Annotated in this window: 14 protein-coding genes and 1 pseudogene; 12 read left to right on the forward strand and 3 right to left on the reverse strand. The window is 69.6% G+C overall.

The annotated features are described in order from the left end of the window. Positions 1 to 6: 6 nt before the first annotated feature. A complete protein-coding gene (locus tag ACF08N_RS16410) occupies positions 7 to 1,473 on the reverse strand; it encodes a membrane-associated oxidoreductase (protein ID WP_392325290.1) in 1,467 nt (488 codons plus the stop codon). A 1,386-nt stretch (positions 1,474 to 2,859) separates the two neighbouring features. On the opposite strand from ACF08N_RS16410, the gene ACF08N_RS16415 reads away from it, so the two are divergent. Next, positions 2,860 to 3,522, forward strand: coding sequence for a class I SAM-dependent DNA methyltransferase (locus ACF08N_RS16415; RefSeq protein ID WP_392325291.1), 663 nt, complete (start codon positions 2,860 to 2,862; stop codon positions 3,520 to 3,522). Between the two features lie 72 nt (positions 3,523 to 3,594). Here the strand turns inward: ACF08N_RS16415 and ACF08N_RS16420 are convergent, their stop codons facing one another. Further along, positions 3,595 to 4,251, reverse strand: a complete 657-nt coding sequence (locus tag ACF08N_RS16420; protein ID WP_392325292.1) for a GntR family transcriptional regulator — start codon at positions 4,249 to 4,251, stop codon at positions 3,595 to 3,597. A 100-nt stretch (positions 4,252 to 4,351) separates the two neighbouring features. Here ACF08N_RS16420 and glyA point away from each other — a divergent pair, with 100 nt between their 5' ends. From glyA to ACF08N_RS16460, 8 genes and pseudogenes are all read left to right on the forward strand, one after another. Beyond that, positions 4,352 to 5,686: a serine hydroxymethyltransferase gene (gene glyA / locus ACF08N_RS16425; RefSeq protein WP_392325293.1), complete on the forward strand. Its 1,335-nt coding sequence runs from the start codon at positions 4,352 to 4,354 to the stop codon at positions 5,684 to 5,686. Continuing rightward, positions 5,686 to 6,930, forward strand: a complete 1,245-nt coding sequence (locus ACF08N_RS16430) for a sarcosine oxidase subunit beta family protein (protein ID WP_392325294.1) — start codon at positions 5,686 to 5,688, stop codon at positions 6,928 to 6,930. Before glyA ends, ACF08N_RS16430 begins: the two co-directional genes overlap by 1 nt. Before the next feature lie 25 nt (positions 6,931 to 6,955). Next, positions 6,956 to 10,146: pseudogene (locus ACF08N_RS16435) on the forward strand (sarcosine oxidase subunit delta family protein). Further along, complete coding sequence (locus ACF08N_RS16440) at positions 10,136 to 10,729, forward strand: sarcosine oxidase subunit gamma (protein WP_392325295.1); 594 nt, start codon at positions 10,136 to 10,138, stop codon at positions 10,727 to 10,729. Before ACF08N_RS16435 ends, ACF08N_RS16440 begins: the two are co-directional and overlap by 11 nt. Beyond that, positions 10,726 to 12,105 carry an L-serine ammonia-lyase gene (locus tag ACF08N_RS16445; RefSeq protein WP_392325296.1) on the forward strand — a complete coding sequence of 460 codons (1,380 nt, stop codon included), beginning with the start codon at positions 10,726 to 10,728 and terminating at the stop codon, positions 12,103 to 12,105. The genes ACF08N_RS16440 and ACF08N_RS16445 overlap by 4 nt, the downstream gene beginning before the upstream one ends. Positions 12,106 to 12,115: 10 nt before the next feature. Continuing rightward, positions 12,116 to 12,970 (forward strand): formyltetrahydrofolate deformylase, encoded by an 855-nt coding sequence (gene purU / locus ACF08N_RS16450; RefSeq protein WP_392325297.1) that lies wholly within the window; start codon positions 12,116 to 12,118, stop codon positions 12,968 to 12,970. 379 nt (positions 12,971 to 13,349) lie between these two features. Continuing rightward, entirely contained in the window at positions 13,350 to 14,435 is a 1,086-nt protein-coding gene (locus ACF08N_RS16455) for an S-(hydroxymethyl)mycothiol dehydrogenase (protein WP_392325298.1), read from the forward strand. Further along, on the forward strand, positions 14,432 to 15,064 hold the full coding sequence (locus ACF08N_RS16460; protein ID WP_392325299.1) for an MBL fold metallo-hydrolase: 633 nt from the start codon (positions 14,432 to 14,434) through the stop codon (positions 15,062 to 15,064). Before ACF08N_RS16455 ends, ACF08N_RS16460 begins: the two co-directional genes overlap by 4 nt. 239 nt (positions 15,065 to 15,303) lie before the next feature. Here ACF08N_RS16460 and ACF08N_RS16465 read toward each other — a convergent pair whose 3' ends face one another. Then, on the reverse strand, positions 15,304 to 16,827 hold the full coding sequence (locus tag ACF08N_RS16465) for an aromatic amino acid ammonia-lyase (RefSeq protein ID WP_392325300.1): 1,524 nt from the start codon (positions 16,825 to 16,827) through the stop codon (positions 15,304 to 15,306). A gap of 140 nt (positions 16,828 to 16,967) precedes the next feature. Between ACF08N_RS16465 and ACF08N_RS16470 the strand changes: the two genes are divergently transcribed. From ACF08N_RS16470 to ACF08N_RS16480, 3 genes are read left to right on the forward strand one after another with little or no spacing between them, the layout of a single operon-like run. Further along, positions 16,968 to 18,017, forward strand: a complete 1,050-nt coding sequence (locus ACF08N_RS16470) for an ABC transporter ATP-binding protein (RefSeq protein WP_392325392.1) — start codon at positions 16,968 to 16,970, stop codon at positions 18,015 to 18,017. Next, a complete protein-coding gene (locus tag ACF08N_RS16475; protein WP_392325301.1) occupies positions 18,014 to 18,658 on the forward strand; it encodes an ABC transporter permease in 645 nt (214 codons plus the stop codon). Before ACF08N_RS16470 ends, ACF08N_RS16475 begins: the two co-directional genes overlap by 4 nt. A gap of 1 nt (position 18,659) precedes the next feature. Then, positions 18,660 to 19,322 carry an ABC transporter permease gene (locus ACF08N_RS16480; RefSeq protein WP_392325302.1) on the forward strand — a complete coding sequence of 221 codons (663 nt, stop codon included), beginning with the start codon at positions 18,660 to 18,662 and terminating at the stop codon, positions 19,320 to 19,322.

The raw sequence follows: 19,322 nt of genomic DNA on the forward strand, positions 1-19,322 counted from the left end.
AAGGGGTCATTGGCGGCTGACCGTACGGCTCACGCCCGTGACGATCGTCGTCGCCAGGATCCAGCCGGTGATGATCAGGGCGTACGACAGCCACTGGTGCCAGCCGTCAGGGGCGAACGCCGGCTCCGGGCCGAAGCTGATGATCGGCAGGAGCAGGTCGAGGGTGTAGAAGACGGGGTTGAAGTCAGGGCCCTCGTCAGCCTTGATGGGCCGTGGGTGGTCCAGGCCGTACGCGATCGATCCGATGGTCATGAGGGACAGCAGCCACACGGCCGCGCGCAACGGGCGGAAGCCGTAGCCGACGGTGGCGTCCTGGACGTGACCCCACAGCCGCCCGTACCAGGTGAGCGTGGTGCGTCGGCGGCGCTGCTTGGCGAGTTGGACGAGCCGGGCGGCGTCGTCGTCACCGACGTGGCGGTAGGCCGCCGTCAACTGCTCGTAGCCGTGCGGCTCATACCGGTCGCCGTCCCGTTCCAGCATCGGAAGGCGGCGCTCGGCGGGCTCGTGCGGGGTGAGTGCGGTGTACGTGAGGTTGCTGAGATGCACCTGGTCCGGCAGCATCTCCGGGTCGAGGGTCAGGATCTCTATGTGAGAACGCCGTAGGTTCAAGGCGCCCTCGATGCGATCGCCCCTGCGCAGCCACAGTTCACCGATGACACAACTGCTCGCCCGCAGTGCCGTGTCGCCCGGATGCGACAGGTGTGCGTGGAGCAGGTCGAGACGGCCCGATATGCGCGAGCCCCGGAGCTCGATCCGGCCCTGGGCACGTATGCACCGCGCCCGTACATGGGCTCCCACGGTGAGGTTCTGCGCGTCCAGCGCGGTGCCATCGGGCTTGTCGAACTCGGCGTCCTGAACGTTGATCCGCCCGGCGACGGAGGCGCCGGTGAGCCGTACCTGTCCGTGCGCGCGCATCTCCGGCGCCCACAAGTCGTCCCCGATCGCGGCCTGGTTGAGCTGCAGCACCGGCTCGGAATCGTCCGGCGCCGTGAACTCCGCCCGCTCCATGAACAGTGCCCCGGAGATCTGCGCCCCACCGAGCCGCACCGGCCCCCGCACACGGCAGTCCGTCATCCGCAGCACCCCCTCGACCCGCAAGGTCGCCGCGGTCAGGCCCGGCAGAACGGACGTGCTCAGATTGAGCTGGCGCAGTTGGGCACCGTACAGGTTGGGAGCGCCGTCGAAGTGGCAGTGGCTCAGGCGGATGGCGGCGTCGATCTTGGCGTACATCAGGTCCAGCACGCCGGTGATGCGCGCCCCCGCGATCTTGAGCGAGGCGATCTCCCCCTCCTCCTGCGGAGCCTTGAGCAGCAGCGCCCGCAGCACACTGGCCCGTACGGTCCGCTCGGCGCCCCAGGTGTTGCCGAGCGCGGGATCCTCGTTCTCGGCGGCGCGGAAGTCCACGGGCTCGCCTCGCGGAAAGGCCCGCCATATCCGTACCTCGGCCGGGGTCAGATCGTTGATCTCGCTCACGCCGGGACTTTGACGTGCTGCGTTTCGAGCTGTCAACTGCCGTACGGGCACGCCGTGCTGTCCCACCCTGGGACAGGTGGATCCAACCCACTCAGGGAGACCGAATGACTGTATTTGCCAAGCATCTTGCGCTCGGGTCAGCCGTAGCGGTGGCGTTGGTCGGCAACGCCGGCCCCGCCAGTGCCATGAGGTCGGCATCAGAGTCCACCAGTGGAACCGTGGCGGGGCGGACCAAGCGGGTGGCTTCGCGTGCCGGAGCCGACCACGGTTCCGGTGCGGCGCGGCCCGGTGAGGAGCGTCGGGTGCCCGGAGGAAATACCACCCCCGGGTCACCCGACCCCATCCTGGACTGCACCCCTGGATGGAGTCGTTGTCCGGGCTAGAGTCTGCGTGGCGCGGTCGAGAGGCTGCCGAGGGTGGGGGAGGCGTTGGTGGGGCGGCGTGTGCAGCGGGCGGCGGGAACGCAGACTCTTGGCGATCTGTTGCGGCATCCCGGCAGGCTGATGGAGGCGTTCCGGGGCGCGGCCACGCAGCGGTCGTCAGCGGACATCGCGGCACTTCGTGCCGGCCAGGCGAGGGCCGTGACGGCGTTTGCTCGGGAGGAGGGCCGCTTCCGGCAGGGGTACCTGATTCTCGATCCTGCCTCAGCCGCCACCATCTGCTGGAGTTCTGCCGACATGCTCGGGCGGCCTGGTCGGTCTCCCGTCCCTGTGAAGCCACCCTTCCACCTCTTCGGTGTCACCCCGGTGACCGGGCCTGGCAGCCACAGGATCAAACGCGAACTGTTCCGGCTGGTGTCCGTCCAGGCAGTCGACCGGCACTGGGAACTGGCCGTTCCCGTCATCGACGTACCTCTCGTCCGCGTGGCCCTCCTTCCCCGGGCATAGAGCCTGTGAGAGTGCGATCGGCCGGTACGGCGCGCCTGCGCATGTTCGTCACGGTGCTGAACATGGAATACAGCCAGGCCTGCGACACCGTCGCCGACGAGGACACCGCGGTCCACGACGCGTTGCGCGACGCCGATGGGAACGAGGCGGCCCGCCAGTGGCGGGTGAAGAGCGAACGGTGCGCCCGCTTCATGATTGCCCAACTCTCCGAGGACGACGTCGATCCGCACCTGTGGACCACCTTGGCGGGCAGGCCCCGACTGCGCCCGGGGGATCCGCGGGGCGCCGCGCACACGCCTGCCCAAAGGATGGCGTCCGGCCGGCAGACCCCGCCGACCCGAAGATCGGCTTCGCACCCGAGTCACCGATCCGGCAGTGGACCGATTACCCGGCCAGGGCTGCATGACAAGCCCACTGGCTACAGCGCCGGGCGAACAGGGGGAGCGGAGATCATGATTCTCTCGGCTTGCCTCAGCCGCCAAGGACTACTGTCGCGAGCATGGTCGAACACGATGCCCTCAGTGCCACCCGCGAGGCCTATGACGCTGCTGCCCTCACCTATGCGCAGCTGTTCCGCGACACACTGCGTGACAGTCCCCTGGACCGCGCGATCTTGAGTGCTTTCGCCGAGCTCGTACGTGCGAATGGAGACGGTCAGGTCGCGGACCTGGGGTGCGGGCCCGGCCATATCACCGCTCATCTGGACGAGCTGGGGCTGGCGGCGTTCGGTGTCGATGCCTCTCCTGCGATGATCAAGTTGGCTCGACAGGCCTGTCCGGGCCTGCGGTTCGACGTGGGCTCGATGGCCGCATTGAACATCGCTGACGGCGTGCTGGGCGGCGTACTCTCACGTTGGTCCATCATCCACACTCCGCCGCAGGAACTCCCCGTCATCTTGGCGGAGTTCCACCGCGTGCTGGCACCTGGCGGCCACCTTCTGGTCGGCTTTTCGGCAACCGAAGATCCGTCTCACCCGACACAGGTCTTCGATCACACAGTCGCGCCGGCCTATCGGTGGTCGCCTGATCACCTCGCCGCGCTACTGCGCAAGGCCGGGTTGGCCGAGGTGGCCCGGATGGTTCGCGAGCCTCAGCCCACCGATCGACGACAGTTCCAGGAGGTTCAACTCCTCGCCCGCAAACCCCAGGCAGAGGCTGTCTGATCGAAGTCTGACGACCGCACACCCTGCCGCGCCGCCGCATCCGCCCCCGTAGGGAACGACGCCTTCCGTGCGTCAGATGACGCCGCGGATCGCCGCCTCGAACCCTTCCACGTGGCCCGCGGCAAGGGCCGCCGCCTTCTCCGCATCGCGGTCGATGATGGCGCGCAGCAGCGGCCCGTGCTCGTGCACGTGGCCCGCCAGGCCCGGCAGCCGGTCGGTGAACAGGCACCAGATCCGCGTGGCCAGGTTGTCGTACCTGACCAAGGTGTCCTCGAGGTAGGGGTTGCGGGTGGCGGCGTAGATGGCACGGTGCACGGCCATGTCGAGCCGAATCAGGTCCGTGCCGCCGTCGTCGGATGCGTCCGCCAGCTGTGCCAGCAGCCGGTTGAGTGCGTCGCGGTCGCTCTCGCCGGCGCGTTGGGCCGCCAGGGCCGCAGCCAGAGGTTCGAGCTGCTGGCGGACTTCCGAGATGTGTCCGAGATCGGCGATCTGCACCTCGGTGGCAAAGGTGCCGCGCCGGGGGTAGGCGACGATCAGGCGCTCGTGTTCCAGCCGCTTGAGGGCTTCTCGGACCGGGGTGCGCCCGAAGCCGAGCTCAGCGGCGATCCGCTCGTCGTTGATGGGCTCTCCAGGGCGGATCTGGAGGGTCACAAGACGGTCCGAGATGGAGCGATATGCCTGGTCGGCCAGCGTTCCATGGCCCTGACCAGCGATGGTCGAAGAAGTCACTCCAAATCCTCCCTTGACGCGGCCCGATCCGCGCTCCTAGTGTATCGCAACAGGAAGTTGATATATCAGTCGTCTTTTAGTTGCTCCCGAGGGAGTTTTCATGACCGCCCACACCCCCGACCAGCAAGCGGCCCGGTCCGCGGTTCTCGGCGCTCAGCTCCACGACTTCGATCCCGAGATCGCCACGGCGATCGAGGCGGAGCTGGCTCGGCAGCGCGGCACCCTGGAGATGATCGCGAGCGAGAACTTCGCGCCGCTCGCCGTCATGCAGGCCCAGGGCTCGGTGCTCACCAACAAGTACGCCGAGGGCTACCCCGGCCGCCGCTACTACGGCGGCTGCGAGCACGTCGACGCCATCGAGCAACTCGCGATCGACCGCATCAAGGAGCTCTTCGGAGCCGAGGCCGCCAACGTGCAGCCCCACTCCGGCGCCCAGGCCAACGCGGCCGTCATGGCCGCCCTGCTGCAGCCCGGCGACACCATCCTGGGGCTGGACCTGGCGCACGGCGGCCACCTCACCCACGGCATGCGGATCAACTTCTCCGGACGCCTGTACAAGGTGGCGGCCTACCAGGTCGGCGAACTCGACCACCGCATCGACATGGAGCAGGTCCGCAAGCTCGCCCACGAGCACCGGCCGAAGCTGATCGTGGCCGGTTGGTCGGCCTACCCCCGGCAGCTGGACTTCGCCGCCTTCCGCCGCATCGCGGACGAGGTCGGCGCCTACCTGATGGTCGACATGGCCCACTTCGCGGGCCTGGTCGCCACCGGCCTGCACCCCTCGCCCGTACCCCACGCGCATGTGGTGACCACCACGACCCACAAGACGCTCGGCGGTCCCCGCGGCGGTGTGATCCTGTCCACCGCCGAACTCGCCAAGAAGATCAACTCGGCGGTCTTCCCCGGCCAGCAGGGCGGCCCCCTCGAACACGTCATCGCGGCGAAGGCCGTGGCCTTCAAGATGGCCGCCCAGCCGGAGTTCGCCGACCGCCAGCGCCGCACTCTGGAAGGAGCCGCGATCCTGGCGAAGCGGCTGCTGGCCGAGGACACCCGGGCCGCCGGGGTCAGCGTGCTGACCGGAGGCACGGACGTGCACCTGGTCCTGGTGGACCTGCGCAACTCCGATCTCGACGGCCAGCAGGCCGAGGACCGGCTGCACCAGGTCGGCATCACCGTCAACCGCAATGCCGTCCCCTTCGACCCGCGCCCCCCGATGGTCAGCTCCGGAGTCCGTATCGGCACCCCCGCACTGGCCGCCCGCGGCTTCGGGGCGGAGGAGTTCACCGAGGTCGCCGACATCATCGCGACGGCCTTCCTGCCCGGCTTCGACGATCAGGTGGCCGCCGCGCTGCGCGCACGCGTCCAGGTCCTGACCGACCGCTTCCCGCTGTACCCCGTCGCTCCGCAGCCCGCAGCCCAGGAGGCTGGTCAGTAATGCACCACGACAACGCTCCCGCCACGCCCGGGGACGTCCTGCCGGACCACCCCGACTTCCTGTGGCGCAATCCCGACCCCAAGCCGTCGTACGACGTCGTCATCGTCGGCGGCGGCGGGCACGGCCTGGCCACCGCCTACTACCTGGCCAAGAACCACGGCATCACCAACATCGCGGTCCTGGAGAAGGGATGGCTCGCGGGCGGCAACATGGCCCGTAACACCACCATCATCCGCTCCAACTACCTGTGGGACGAGAGCTCCGGCATCTACGAGCACTCGCTGAAGCTGTGGGAGACCCTCGAGGAGGACCTCGACTACCCCATCCTCTTCAGCCAGCGGGGCGTACTCAACCTCGCCCACAGCCTCCAGGACATCCGCGACAGCAAGCGCCGCGTCTATGCCAACCAGCTCAACGGCATCGACGCCGAGTGGCTGGAGCCGGACGAGGTCGCCAAGGTCTGCCCCATCGTCAACGTCTCACCCGACGTGCGCTACCCGGTGCTGGGCGCCACCTACCAGCCGCGCGCCGGCATCGCCAAGCACGACTACGTCGCCTGGGGCTTCGCGCGCAGGGCCAACGACTACGGCATCGACCTGATCCAGGACTGCGAAGTCACCGGCATCGACATCCAGGGCGGCCGCGTGACAGGGGTGCGGACCACGCGTGGCCGCATCGCCGCCGGGAAGGTCGCGCTCGCGGCCGCGGGGCACTCCTCCGTACTGGCCTCCATGGCCGGCCTGCGGCTTCCGCTGCAGAGCCACCCGCTGCAGGCGCTGGTCTCGGAACTGCTCGAACCGGTGCACCCGACCGTGGTCATGTCGAACGCCGTGCACGTGTACGTCTCCCAGGCCCACAAGGGCGAGCTCGTGATGGGGGCCGGCATCGACAGCTACAACGGCTACGGTCAGCGCGGCGCGTTCCACATCCTGGAGCGCCAGATGGCCGCCGCACTGGAGCTCTTCCCCGTCTTCGCCCGCGCCCACATGCTGCGCACCTGGGCCGGAATCGTCGATGTCACGCCGGACGCGTCCCCCATCGTCGGGCCGACCTCCGTCGAGGGCCTCTACCTCAACTGCGGCTGGGGCACCGGCGGTTTCAAGGCCACCCCCGGCGTCGGCTGGTGCTACGCGCACACCGTCGCCACCGGCGAACCGCACCCGTACAACGCACCCTTCACCCTCTCTCGCTTCACCACCGGCGCCCTGGTCGACGAGCACGGCGCAGCCGGCGTCGCCCACTGACCCCGCCCCAGCCAAGGAGATCGACATGCAGCTCATAGCCTGCCCCTGGTGCGGTGAGCGCGAGGAAACCGAATTCCACTACGGCGGACAGGCGCACGTCGCCTACCCCGACGACCCGTACGCGCTCGACGACGAGCAGTGGGCCCAGTACGTCTTCTTCCGCGACAACCCCAAGGGCCCGTTCGCCGAGCGGTGGGTGCACTCGGCCGGCTGCCGGCGCTGGTTCAACGCCGTGCGCGACACCGTCACCCACGAGTTCCTCACGGTCGAGGCGACCAGTGCCGAGCTCCCCGCCACGACGAGCACCACCCCCGCCGCACAGCAGCGGAAGGGCCAGGAGGCCAGCCGATGAACACCCCGTTCCGTGCCCGCGGTCGATCCGAGCGTGGCCTCATCGACCGCGACACCACACTCTCCTTCATCTTCGACGGCACCGCCTACACCGGGCATCCCGGCGACACCCTCGCCTCGGCCCTGCTGGCCAACGGCGTGCACCACGTGGCCACCAGCATCAAGTACGGACGGCCGCGCGGTGTCCTGGCCGCCGGAGCCGAAGAGCCCAACGCGCTCGTGCAGATCGAGGCCCCCTTCCCCGAGCCCATGCTCACGGCCACCACCGTCGAGCTGTACGAGGGCCTCGTCGCACGGGGCCTGTCCGGCCAGGGCCGGCTGAGCAGCCAGCCCGACACGGCCCGCTACGACACCATGCACGCCCACTGCGACGTACTGGTCGTCGGCGCCGGCCCGGCCGGCCTCGCCGCCACGCTGACGGCTGCCCGGTCCGGAGCCCGCGTGATCCTCGTCGACGAGCTCCCGCAGCCCGGCGGGTCGCTGCTCGGCACCCAGGAACTGCTCGACGGCGCACCGGCGACCGCGTGGGTCAAGGACGTCGTCGCGGAGATCGACGCCTGTGCCGACGCGCAGATACTGCAGCGCACCACCGCCTTCGGCCACTACGACGACGGACTCGTCCTGGCCCTGGAGAAGCGGACCGACCACCTCGGCGCCGCGGCACCCGCCCACGTCTCGCGGCAGCGGATCTGGCGCATCCGCGCCAAGCAGGTCGTGTTCGCCACCGGCGCCTACGAGCGGCCGGTCGCCTTCGACGACAACGACCGCCCCGGGATCATGCTGGCCGGCTCGGCGCGCACCTACCTCAACCGCTTCGGTGTCCTGCCCGGTCAGCAGGCCGTCGTGTTCACCACGAACGACAGCGCCTATCCGGCAGCGCTCGAACTGGCCGACGCAGGCGTTCGGATCGCCGCGGTGGTCGACGCCCGCGAGGAGGTGCCGGCGCACTGGCGCACCGCGTGCGACGAGCGGGGCATCGACGTACGCGCGGGCCACGTCGTCACCGGCACCAGCGGCGTCGAACGCGTCTCCCGCGCCCATGTCGCCGCCTTCAGCCAGGGACGCCTCGGCGACCGGCAGGGAATCGACTGCGATCTGCTGCTCGTCTCCGGTGGCTGGAACCCGGCGGTGGCGCTGTTCAGCCAGGCCCGCGGCGCCCTGCGCTACGACGCCGGGATCGGAGCCTTCGTGCCCGCCGAGGCGCTGGACAGCGTCCGTACGGCGGGAGCGGCAAGCGGCACCTTCACCCTGACCGGCGCTCTGGCCGACGGCGCGGACGCCGCCCGGCGGGCCCTGTCCGCCCTCGGCAGGACCGGCCCGATGATCGCCCTGCCGGCCGCCGCCCCGCTTCCGGACGCGGCACCCGGCCGGGTGCTGTGGCGAGTCCCGAGCCCGCAGGACCCGGACGGCTCGCACCAGTTCGTCGACCTGCAGCGCGACGCCCACGTCGCCGACGTACTGCGGGCGACCGGGGCAGGCCTGCGGTCGGTGGAGCACGTCAAGCGCTACACCACCATCGGCACCGCCCACGACCAGGGCCGCACGTCGGGTGTGATGACCTCGGGCATCGTCGCCGAGGCGCTCGGAGTGGACGTCGCCGACCTGGGCACCATGCGCCTGCGTCCGCCCGCCGTGCCCGTGGCCTTCGCCGCCTTCGCGGGCCGCAATCGCGGAGAGCTGTTCGATCCGGTCCGGGTGACCGCGCTGCACCCCTGGCATGTCGAGCACGGCGCCCTGTTCGAGGACGTCGGCCAGTGGAAGCGTCCCTGGTACTACCCGCAGACGGGCGAGACCATGGACGAGGCGGTGCTGCGCGAGTGCCGGGCGGCCCGCACGGGCGTCGCCATGATGGACGGCTCCACGCTCGGCAAGATCAATGTGCAGGGCCCGGACGCCGGCGTGCTGCTCGACCGGCTCTACACGAACATGATGAGCACGCTGAAGGTCGGCCGGGTCCGCTACGGCGTGATGTGCGGCGTCGACGGCATGGCCATCGACGACGGCACCGTGATCCGTGTGTCCGAGCAGGAGTTCCTGTTGACCACGACCACCGGCAACGCGGCCAGGATCCTCGAATGGATGGAGGAGTGGCTGCAGACCGAGTGGCCCGACCTGCGCGTGCACCTCACCTCCGTCACCGAGCACTGGGCGACCATCCCCCTGGTCGGCCCCCGCTCCCGCGACGTGCTGGCCCTGGTGGCCCCCGGCCTGGACATCGACAACGACGCCTTCCCGTTCATGTCCTGGAAGGACGCCACCGTCGCCGGCATCCCGGCGCGGGTGTGCCGCATCAGCTTCTCCGGTGAACTCGCCTACGAGATCAACGTGCCCGCCTGGGACGGCATCACCGTGTGGAAGGCCCTGTACGCGGCCGGCAGCCCGTTCGGCATCACCCCGTACGGCACCGAGACGATGCACGTACTGCGCGCCGAGAAGGCCTACCCGATCATCGGGCAGGACACCGACGGCACCATCACCCCGCAGGACCTGGGCATGTCGTGGGTCGTGTCCAAGAAGAAGCCGGACTTCGTCGGCAAGCGGTCCTTCTCCCGCGAGGAGAACCAGCGCGGCGACCGCAAGCAGCTGGTGGGTCTGCTGCCGGCCGACGAGCGGGTCCTGCTGCCCGAAGGCGCCCAGATCATCGCCACCAGCACCATTCCGGCGCCACCGGTACCCATGCTGGGCCATGTCACCTCCAGCTACCGCAGCGACGCCCTGCAGCGGACGTTCGCCCTGGCACTGGTGCGCTCGGGAACCCAGCGCATCGGCGAGACCCTCTACGTCCCGCTGGACGGCCGGACCGTCCCGGTGACCGTGACCGACCCTGTGCTCTTCGACAAGGAGGGAACTCGCCGTGACGGTTGAGACGCCCACTCGCTACAGCCCGCTCTCCGCATGGCGGGACGACCTGGCGCAGCTGCCCACCGGAATGCAGGTGAGGGAACTGCCGTTCCTGACCCAGCTCACCCTGCGGCTGCGACCCGGCAGCCCCGCGGCCCAGGCCGTCGAGGCCTCGTTGGGTATCACACTGCCGGGCCCCCTGCGCGCCGAGATGTCCGGCGACGTCAAGGTGCTGTGGATGGGCCCGGACGAATGGCTCCTCGTGGCCCCCGAAGGCCAACAGGACGACCTCGTCGCGCAGTTGCGGTCGGCCATCGGTGACGAGTTCGCCACCGTCACCGACGTCTCGGCGCAGCGCACCACGCTGGCCCTGTCCGGGCACCTCGTCCGCACGGTGCTGGCCCAGGGCTGTGCCATCGATCTGGATCCCCGGGTGACGCCCGTCGGTTCGTGCCTGACAACGGTGCTGGCGCAGGCCCCGATCACCCTCGTGGTGCGCGGAGAAGCGGCCTCCGGCGTGTGGCTGCTGGTCCGCTCCTCGTTCGCGTCCTACCTGGCCACCTGGCTCGTCGACGCCTGCACGGAATACCGCGGAGGCACTGGGTGAGCATCAGTGTCTTCGACATGTTCAAGGTCGGCATCGGGCCCTCCAGCTCCCACACCGTGGGCCCGATGCGTGCGGCGCACACCTTCGTGTACGCCCTGGAGCAGGACGGCCTGTTGGAGGAGACGAGTCACGTACATGTCGAGCTGTTCGGCTCGCTGGGCGCCACCGGTCACGGCCACGGCAGTGTGAAGGCCGTTGTCCTGGGCCTGGAGGGCGAGGTACCCGAGCTCGTCGACCCTGCCGTCGCGGAGCCGACGATGGACCGTGTCCACGCGACGCAGAGCCTGCGGCTGCTGGGCAAGCACACCATTGCCTTCCAGCTCGACGACGACGTGGTCCTGCACCGCAGCAAGCGGCTGGCCTTCCACTCCAATGCCATGACCTTCGAGGCCACCGCCCACGACGGGCGCCGCCTGGCACTGCGTACGTACTACTCCGTCGGTGGCGGCTTCGTCGTGGACGACAGTGCGGCCGACAGCCCGCAGATCGTCCCGGACAGCACACCGGTGCGCTACCCCTTCACCACGGGCGCCGAGCTGCTGGCGCACACCCGGGCCACCGGACTGCCGATCAGCTCGATCATGATGGAGAACGAACTGGCCTGGCGCAGCGAGGACGCAGTCCGCGCCGGCCTCCTGCACATCTGGTCGGTGATGCAGGAGTGCGTGCGCCAGGGCTGCGCGCACGACGGGGTGCTGCCCGGCGGCCTGAAGGTGCGCCGCCGGGCGGCAGCCCTGCAGCGCAAGCTGCTGGCGGCGGACGCCGAGGGCGAGACCGACTCCCTGCACGCCATGGAGTGGGTCACCCTGTATGCGCTGGCCGTCAATGAGGAGAACGCGGCGGGCGGCAGGGTGGTGACCGCCCCGACCAACGGGGCGGCCGGCATCGTCCCGGCGGTCCTGCACTACTACGAGCGCTTCGTACGCGGCGCAGGCCCCGACGGCATCGTCCGCTTCCTGTTGACCGCGGCCGCCATCGGTGTGCTGTTCAAGGAGAACGCCTCCATCTCCGGGGCCGAGGTCGGGTGCCAGGGCGAGGTCGGCTCCGCCTGCTCGATGGCCGCGGCCGGCCTGGCCGAAGTCCTGGGCGGAACCCCGGAGCAGGTGGAGAACGCCGCGGAGATCGGCATCGAGCACAACCTCGGCCTGACATGCGACCCGGTCGGCGGTCTGGTCCAGATCCCCTGCATCGAACGCAACGCGGTCGCCTCCCTCAAAGCCATCACCGCGGCACGCATGGCCCTGCACGGCGACGGCAAACACCACGTCTCGCTCGACAAGGCGATCAAGACCATGCGGGAAACCGGAGCGGACATGAAGGACAAGTACAAGGAGACCGCCCGCGGCGGTCTCGCCCTCAACGTCGTCGAGTGCTGAGGAGCCATTAATGAACAGCGAGTTCGTCCTGACCCTCAGTTGCCCCGAGCGCCCCGGCATCCTCCATGCCGTGACGTCGTTCCTCCTCGGGCACGGGTGCGACATCACCGAGCATCAGCAGTTCGACGACGCCGAGCACGGCAGTGTGTTCCTGCGCACCAGCTTCACCGGCCCCACCGCAGGGATCACCGTGGACCGTCTGCGGGACACCTTCGCCTCCGTGGCCGACACCTTCCGGATGGAATGGGAGTTCAGGGACGCGGCTCTCAAGCCGCGCGTGCTGGTGATGGTGTCGAAGTTCGACCACTGCCTGGCCGACCTGCTCTACCGGTGGCGCAGCAACGCACTGGACGCCGAGATCGTCCTGGTGGTGTCCAACCATCCCGACCTCGAGCCACTGGCCGCGGCCGAGGGCGTGCCGTTCGAGCACGTCCCGGTCACGGCCGACACCAAGCCCGAGGCGGAAGCCCGGCTGCTGGCTCTGGTGGAGGAACACCGCATCGATCTCGTCGTCCTCGCCCGCTACATGCAGGTGCTCTCCGACGACCTGTGCAAGCAGCTGGAAGGCCGGGCCATCAACATCCACCACTCCTTCCTGCCGAGCTTCGCCGGAGCCAAGCCGTACCACCAGGCCCACCGCCGCGGGGTGAAACTCGTCGGCGCCACCGCCCACTACGTCACCGCCGACCTGGACGAAGGACCGATCATCGAGCAGGAAGTCATCCGCGTCGACCACCGCGCCGGCCCGGACCAGCTCGTCACCGTCGGCCGTGACGCTGAACGTCTGGCGCTGGCCCGCGCCGTCAACTGGCACTGCCAGGGCCGCATCCTGCTCCACGGCAACCGGACCGTGGTCTTCAGCTGACCCTGATGCCCCCGAGCCGGCGTCGTGAATGACACCGCAGCCCTGCGGGGGCTTCTCGATCGGCCGCAGGCAGAGGCGACGGCAGGGGCGGACGGGCGGGTCGGCTCATCCCGCCCGTTTCGTGTGGCATTCCCGCCGGCATCACGGACCAGTACCGCACTGCTGTGTTCGTCTGCCGGGCCAGCGCCCTGCCGCCGCGTTGCCTGCGGCAACGGAGGAGGAGGCCACGTATTGAGGGTCGTCGGCCTCCTCCTCCCTCCATGGACCGCCGCCCCTGCCGACGCAGGGTGGGTTCGAGCCGCACGAGGCCAACGGGACAGCACGCACGGACAGCAACGCGTCCCGCAAGGTCACACAGTGAAGCCCCGAAAGGAACGTCATGTCGCAAGAAGTACGGGGGGTCGTAGCACGTGCCCAGGGGCGGCCGGTCTCCCTGGAGACCATCGTCATCCCCGACCCCGGCCCCGGGGAGGCCGTCGTCAAGATCCAGGCGTGCGGGGTGTGCCACACCGACCTGCACTACCGCGAGGGCGGTATCGACGACGCCTTTCCCTTCCTGCTCGGGCACGAAGCGGCAGGCGTCGTCGAAGCCGTCGGTGACGGCGTCACCGACGTCGCTCCCGGCGACTTCGTCATTCTCAACTGGCGGGCGGTGTGCGGCGCATGCCGGGCCTGCCGCCGGGGCCGTCCCTGGTACTGCTTCGCCACCCACAATGCGACACAGAAGATGACCCTGGCAGACGGGACCGAGCTGTCGCCCGCCCTGGGCATCGGCGCCTTCGCCGACAAGACCCTGGTCGCGGCCGGCCAGTGCACCAAGGTCGCCCCTTCCGCTTCCCCGGCGGCAGCCGGTCTCCTCGGCTGCGGCATCATGGCCGGTCCGGGAGCCGCCCTGAACACGGGCCAGGTCACTCGGGGCGACACGGTCGCCGTCATCGGCTGCGGAGGCGTCGGCAACGCGGCAATCGCCGGAGCCCGCCTCGCCGGTGCCGCGAAGATCATCGCGATCGACATCGACGATCGCAAGCTCGACACGGCACGCGCGATGGGCGCCACCCATGCCATCAACTCCCGTGCCACTGAACCGGTTGGGGCGGTGCGGGACCTGACAGACGGACACGGCGCCGACGTGGTCATCGACGCCGTGGGACGGCCGGAGACCTACCAGCAGGCCTTCTACGCGCGCGACCTCGCCGGAACGGTCGTGCTGGTCGGCGTCCCCACCCCCGACATGTCGCTGGAGCTGCCGCTGCTCGACGTCTTCGGGCGCGGCGGCGCACTCAAGTCCAGTTGGTACGGGGACTGCCTGCCCAGCCGGGACTTTCCCCTGCTGATCGATCTCTATCTGCAAGGCCGCCTGGGCCTGGACGCATTCGTCTCGGAGACCATCCCTCTCGACAGCGTCGAAGAGGCCTTCGCCCGCATGCAGAAGGGTGAGGTGCTGCGCTCGGTGGTGCTGCTGTGAACACCATCCGTATCGACCGCGTCGTCACCTCCGGCACCTTCAGCCTGGACGGCGGAACCTGGGAAGTCGACAACAACGTCTGGATCGTCGGAGACGACAGCGAAGCCATCGTCATCGATGCCGCACACGACGCGGAAAAGATCGCAACAGCGCTGGGCGGCCGCACCCTCAAGGCCATCGTGTGCACACACGGGCACAACGACCACATCAACGCCGCCCCACACCTCGCCAAGCTCACAGAAGCGCCGATCCTGCTCCACCTCGACGATCACCTCCTGTGGGAGGCCGTCCACGACGACCGCCTCCCGGACCGGCTCGTGAGACACCGCCAGCAGCTGACCGTCGCCGGCCTGGAACTGACAGTGCTGCACACGCCCGGCCACAGCCCCGGCTCCGTCAGTCTCTTCTGCCCCGGCCTCGGCACCGTCTTCACCGGCGACACCTTGTTCGCCGGAGGTCCCGGCGCAACAGGCCGCTCCTACTCGCATTTCCCGACCATCATCACATCGATACGAGACCAGCTGTTCACCCTCCCCGACGACACCGTGGTGCGCACAGGGCACGGTGACAGCACCACCATCGGGCAGGAAGCACCACATCTCGCGGAGTGGATCGAGCGCGGATACTGAGGCACAGCCGCAACACCACTTTCTGATGCAGGGGCGGCCACCGGCGGCCCCGACACAGGGCGCGCCGCCCGGGCGCGCCCGCCGCCCTCCCGCCGCACGAGCGGCTGCTGCTGTCCAGCGGCCCGCTCGCGACCGACGGACGTCTGCCACGGGACACGGCGGTGTGGCTGCGCCTGACCGCGCGAACCGCGCACGCGATCGCGTGCCTTCCGGCACCGGTTCCGGGCCTCGGCGCACCGTCAGCCCTCTCCGCGGTGCTCGGACCGCTGCTGCTTCTGTGTCGTCGCCAAACACGTGAAGCGGTCGAGGAGTTCGGCCCCCGCGGTCACGTCCTCGGTGAGGGGCCGGTCTGCCTGCTCCTCGTCGAGGACCGTGTCCGCGATGTGGAACGCGGCGCCTACCGGGAGTGCGGGGTCGGGGCGTATGCCGCGCTGGCGCAGAGCGCGTACGGCGGCGACGAGTTCGCAGCTGACGACGAGCCGAAAGGCCCGTGCCGCGCGGAGCGTCTGACGCCCCGCCAGTGAGGCGAAGCTGGCCTGTTCCTCGACTCCGCGGGAGAGCACCGCGTGTCCGAGCGAGGCGGGTGCGGAGAATGCGCGCAGTTCGCCGAGGGCCGCTCCGGCGGCGTACTCGAGGATCATGACGCCCGAGCTCGCCGGTTCGGCGTCGGCGAGGAAGGGGTTCAGCCTCGTGTAGGCGGGTTCGTTCAGGGCGGCGAGCCGCGAGGTGGAAAGGCGCGCGGTCTGGTTGATCGCAAGCCTGAAGTGGTCCAGTGCCAGGGCGAGTTGAGCCAGATAGAAGCCGCCGTGGTGGTAGGCGGCCATGTCGTCCGGCCGGATCAGTGGGTTCTCGGCGGCCGCGTTGATCTCGATGTCGAGGGTGCGCTCCAGTGCGTCCGCCGCCTCGTGCGTGGGCCCGTGGATCTGCGGCAGGCAGCGGAATCCATAAGGGTCCTGGATCCGGCCGAGGGGCGGGTTGGGCCGCTCGGGGGCACCGAGCAGTACGCGCATGCGGGCTGCGACCGCGTAGCTGCCGGGGTGCGGACGGGCTGCGTGCACGGGCTCCGCGTAGGCCTCGAACGAGCCGTCGACGGCCAGGAGCGAGAGAGCGGCGACCAACTCGGTGGCCGTGACGAGCGCGCGCAGTTCGTCGAGGGCCAGGGCGGCCTGCCCCAGGGTGAGGGCGTTGGAGCTGATGAGCGCGAGGGCGTCGTTGTTGTCGAGGCTCTGTGCTTCGGGGGAGGGGCCTCCCTGCCAGGGGTGTTCGCCGGCGAGGGCGAGGCCCATCTGGGCGAGGGCCGCGATGTCGCCGGTGCCGACCGACCCGAACTCGTTGATCACCGGGTGGACGCCGTTCTCCAGTGCCTTGCACAGCGCTGTGACGACACCCGGCCGCAGGCCGGCACCGCCGGCGAGGAGCTGATTGGCGCGGACGGCGAGCATGGCGCGGACCTCGCGGGCGGGGAGCGGGTCACCGATCGCGCCGGCGTGGGAGCGGAGCAGTCGCAGGCCGTGGTCGGCAGCGGCTTCGGTGGGCACGTCAGCATTCCGGTTGGCGCCGACTCCGGTGGAGCGTCCGTAGACCCTGCCGGACGCCGCAAGCTCCCGGGCGGTGTGCCAGGAGAGTTCCACCCGCTTGAGCGCTGCCGCTTCCGGTTCGGGACGGGCCGTGCCGTCGGCGAGCCGGACGACATCTGCCGCTCGGAGGTGCTGCCCGTCGAGGATCACGATGTCTGCGCCGGAGTCCACCATTTGAGACGCCATTTGGTGCAGCCCTCCTATTTCGGACGGTCCGTCTTGCCTGTCGGGCGCGTGTAACGAGCGATTTACCCGAAGGCATTGACAAGTTATTCAGTCACCAAGAACTCTGCATGACTATATGCAGCCCCGGCAAGGGACGAGTGATGATCAACTTCGAGGCAGTCAACAAGCGTTTCCCCAACGGCACCACAGCAGTCCACGATCTCTCACTGGAGATGGAGCAGGGCGGTGTCACCGTCCTGGTCGGATCTTCCGGTTGCGGCAAGACCACCACGCTCCGCATGATCAACCGCATGGTCGAGCCGACCTCCGGCACCATCCGTGTGGGCGGCAAGGACGTCCTGTCACAGGACGCGGCGGAGCTGCGCCGCTCCATCGGATACGTCATTCAGCAGGCCGGCCTGTTCCCCCACCGCACCATCATCGACAACATCGCCACGGTGCCGCTGCTGCTGGGCTGGGGACGCAAGAAGGCCCGCAGCCGAGCGGCCGAACTGCTCGAGACCGTCGGCCTGCCGGCAGACAGCGGCAGGCGCTACCCCCACCAGCTCTCGGGCGGCCAGCAACAGCGCGTCGGCGTGGCCCGTGCCCTGGCTGCCGACCCGCCCGTGCTGCTGATGGACGAACCCTTCGGCGCGGTCGACCCCGTCGTACGCACCCAGCTCCAGGACGAGCTGCTGCGCCTGCAGAAGGAACTGAACAAGACCATCGTCTTCGTCACGCACGACATCGACGAGGCGGTCCGGCTGGGTGACCGCATCGCCGTGTTCCGCACCGGCGGCCATCTCGTCCAGTGCGCACCGCCCGAAGAGCTCCTGGCACGCCCCGCCGACCCGTTCGTCGCCGACTTCCTCGGCGCGGAGCGCGGGCTGAAGCTGCTGTCGCTCTCCACACTGGCCGGTGTCCCGCAAGGCCCCGCGCCGGCCGGAGGCCGCTGGGAACTGGCCGTGGACGCCTCGGGCGTCCCCCTCGGCTGGCGCGACAAGGACGCGGGCGACACCGCAACGCTGCTTCCCGTACGTCCGCTGCGCGACACGGACTCCCTGCTGTCCGCCCTCAACGAATCCGTCGCCTCGCCCGCCGGCCTGGTGGCCCGGGTCGACGCGGACGGAATCCTGACCGGCGTCACCGCACGTGAGGAAATCCACGACCGGGCCGGTACCGCGCACTCCACCGCGAGGGCCGCCGCATGACCTTCGAATGGTCCTGGGTGTCCGACCACGCCGGCGATCTCACCGCCCTGACCTTCTCCCACCTCCAGGCAGCCCTGTCCGCCGTCCTCCTCGGGCTGCTCATCTCCGTGCCCCTGGCCGTGCTCGCCCACCGCGTGCGCAGCCTGCGCGGCTTCCTGCTCGGACTGTCCAACGTTCTGTTCACCATCCCCTCCATCGCCGTATTCGTCCTGCTCCTGCCGATCTCGGGCCTGACCCGGACCACCACGGTCATCGGCCTGACGATCTACACCCTCGTCGTGCTGCTCCGGAACACCGTCGAGGGACTCGACTCCGTACCCGCCAGAACCAGGGAAGCAGCCAAGGCCATGGGCACACGCCCCCTGCGCACCCTCCTGACCGTGGAACTGCCGCTCGCACTCCCCGTGATCATGGCCGGAGTCCGGATCGCGACGGTCATGTCGATCTCACTCGTCAGCGTCGCCACCTACATCGGCGACGGCGGCCTCGGCCAACTGTTCACCGACGGCTTCCAGCGCAACTTCCCCACCCCCGTGGTCGTCGGCGTCGTCCTCACACTCCTCCTCGCACTGATCGCGGACGCGCTGCTCGTCGCCCTGCAGTACGCCCTCACCCCCTGGACCAGGAAGGGAAGGGCCTGAGATGTACGAGCTCTTCAAGGATCTCGGTTCCTGGCTGACCAGCAGCGCACAGTGGTCGGGCCCGGACGGCATCGGCCTCCGGCTCGCCGAACACCTGCAGTACTCACTCCTCGCGACGCTGATCGCCGCCCTGATCGCACTGCCCGTCGGACTGCTCATCGGGCACACCGGCCGTGGCGCCTTCCTGGCCATCAACCTGTCCTCGTTCGGCCGGGCGCTGCCCACCGTCGGTCTGGTGGTCCTGGTCTTCCTGGCCAGCGGACTGTCCATGACACCCGTCTACGTGGCCCTGGTCGCCCTTGCCGTGCCGTCCATCGTGACGAACACCTACGCCGGCATGACCGCCGTCGACCCCGACATCAAGGACGCGGCCCGCGGCCAGGGTATGCGCGGCCACCAGGTCCTGCTCCAGGTCGAGATCCCGCTGGCCCTGCCGCTGATCATGACGGGTCTGCGACTCGCACTGATCCAGGTCGTGGCGACGGCCACCATCGCCGCATACGTCAGCTTCGGCGGCCTCGGCCGCTACGTCTTCGACGGCCTCGCCCAGCGCGACCTCGTGCAGGTGCTCGGCGGCGCCGTACTCGTCGCGGTCGTCGCCGTCGTGCTCGACCTCGCGCTCTCCGGCCTCCAGCGCGTCCTCTTCAGCAACCGCCCCGCGTAA

It is taken from the genome of Streptomyces sp. NPDC015127, assembly GCF_043080095.1.
Classification (GTDB): Bacteria; Actinomycetota; Actinomycetes; order Streptomycetales; family Streptomycetaceae; genus Streptomyces.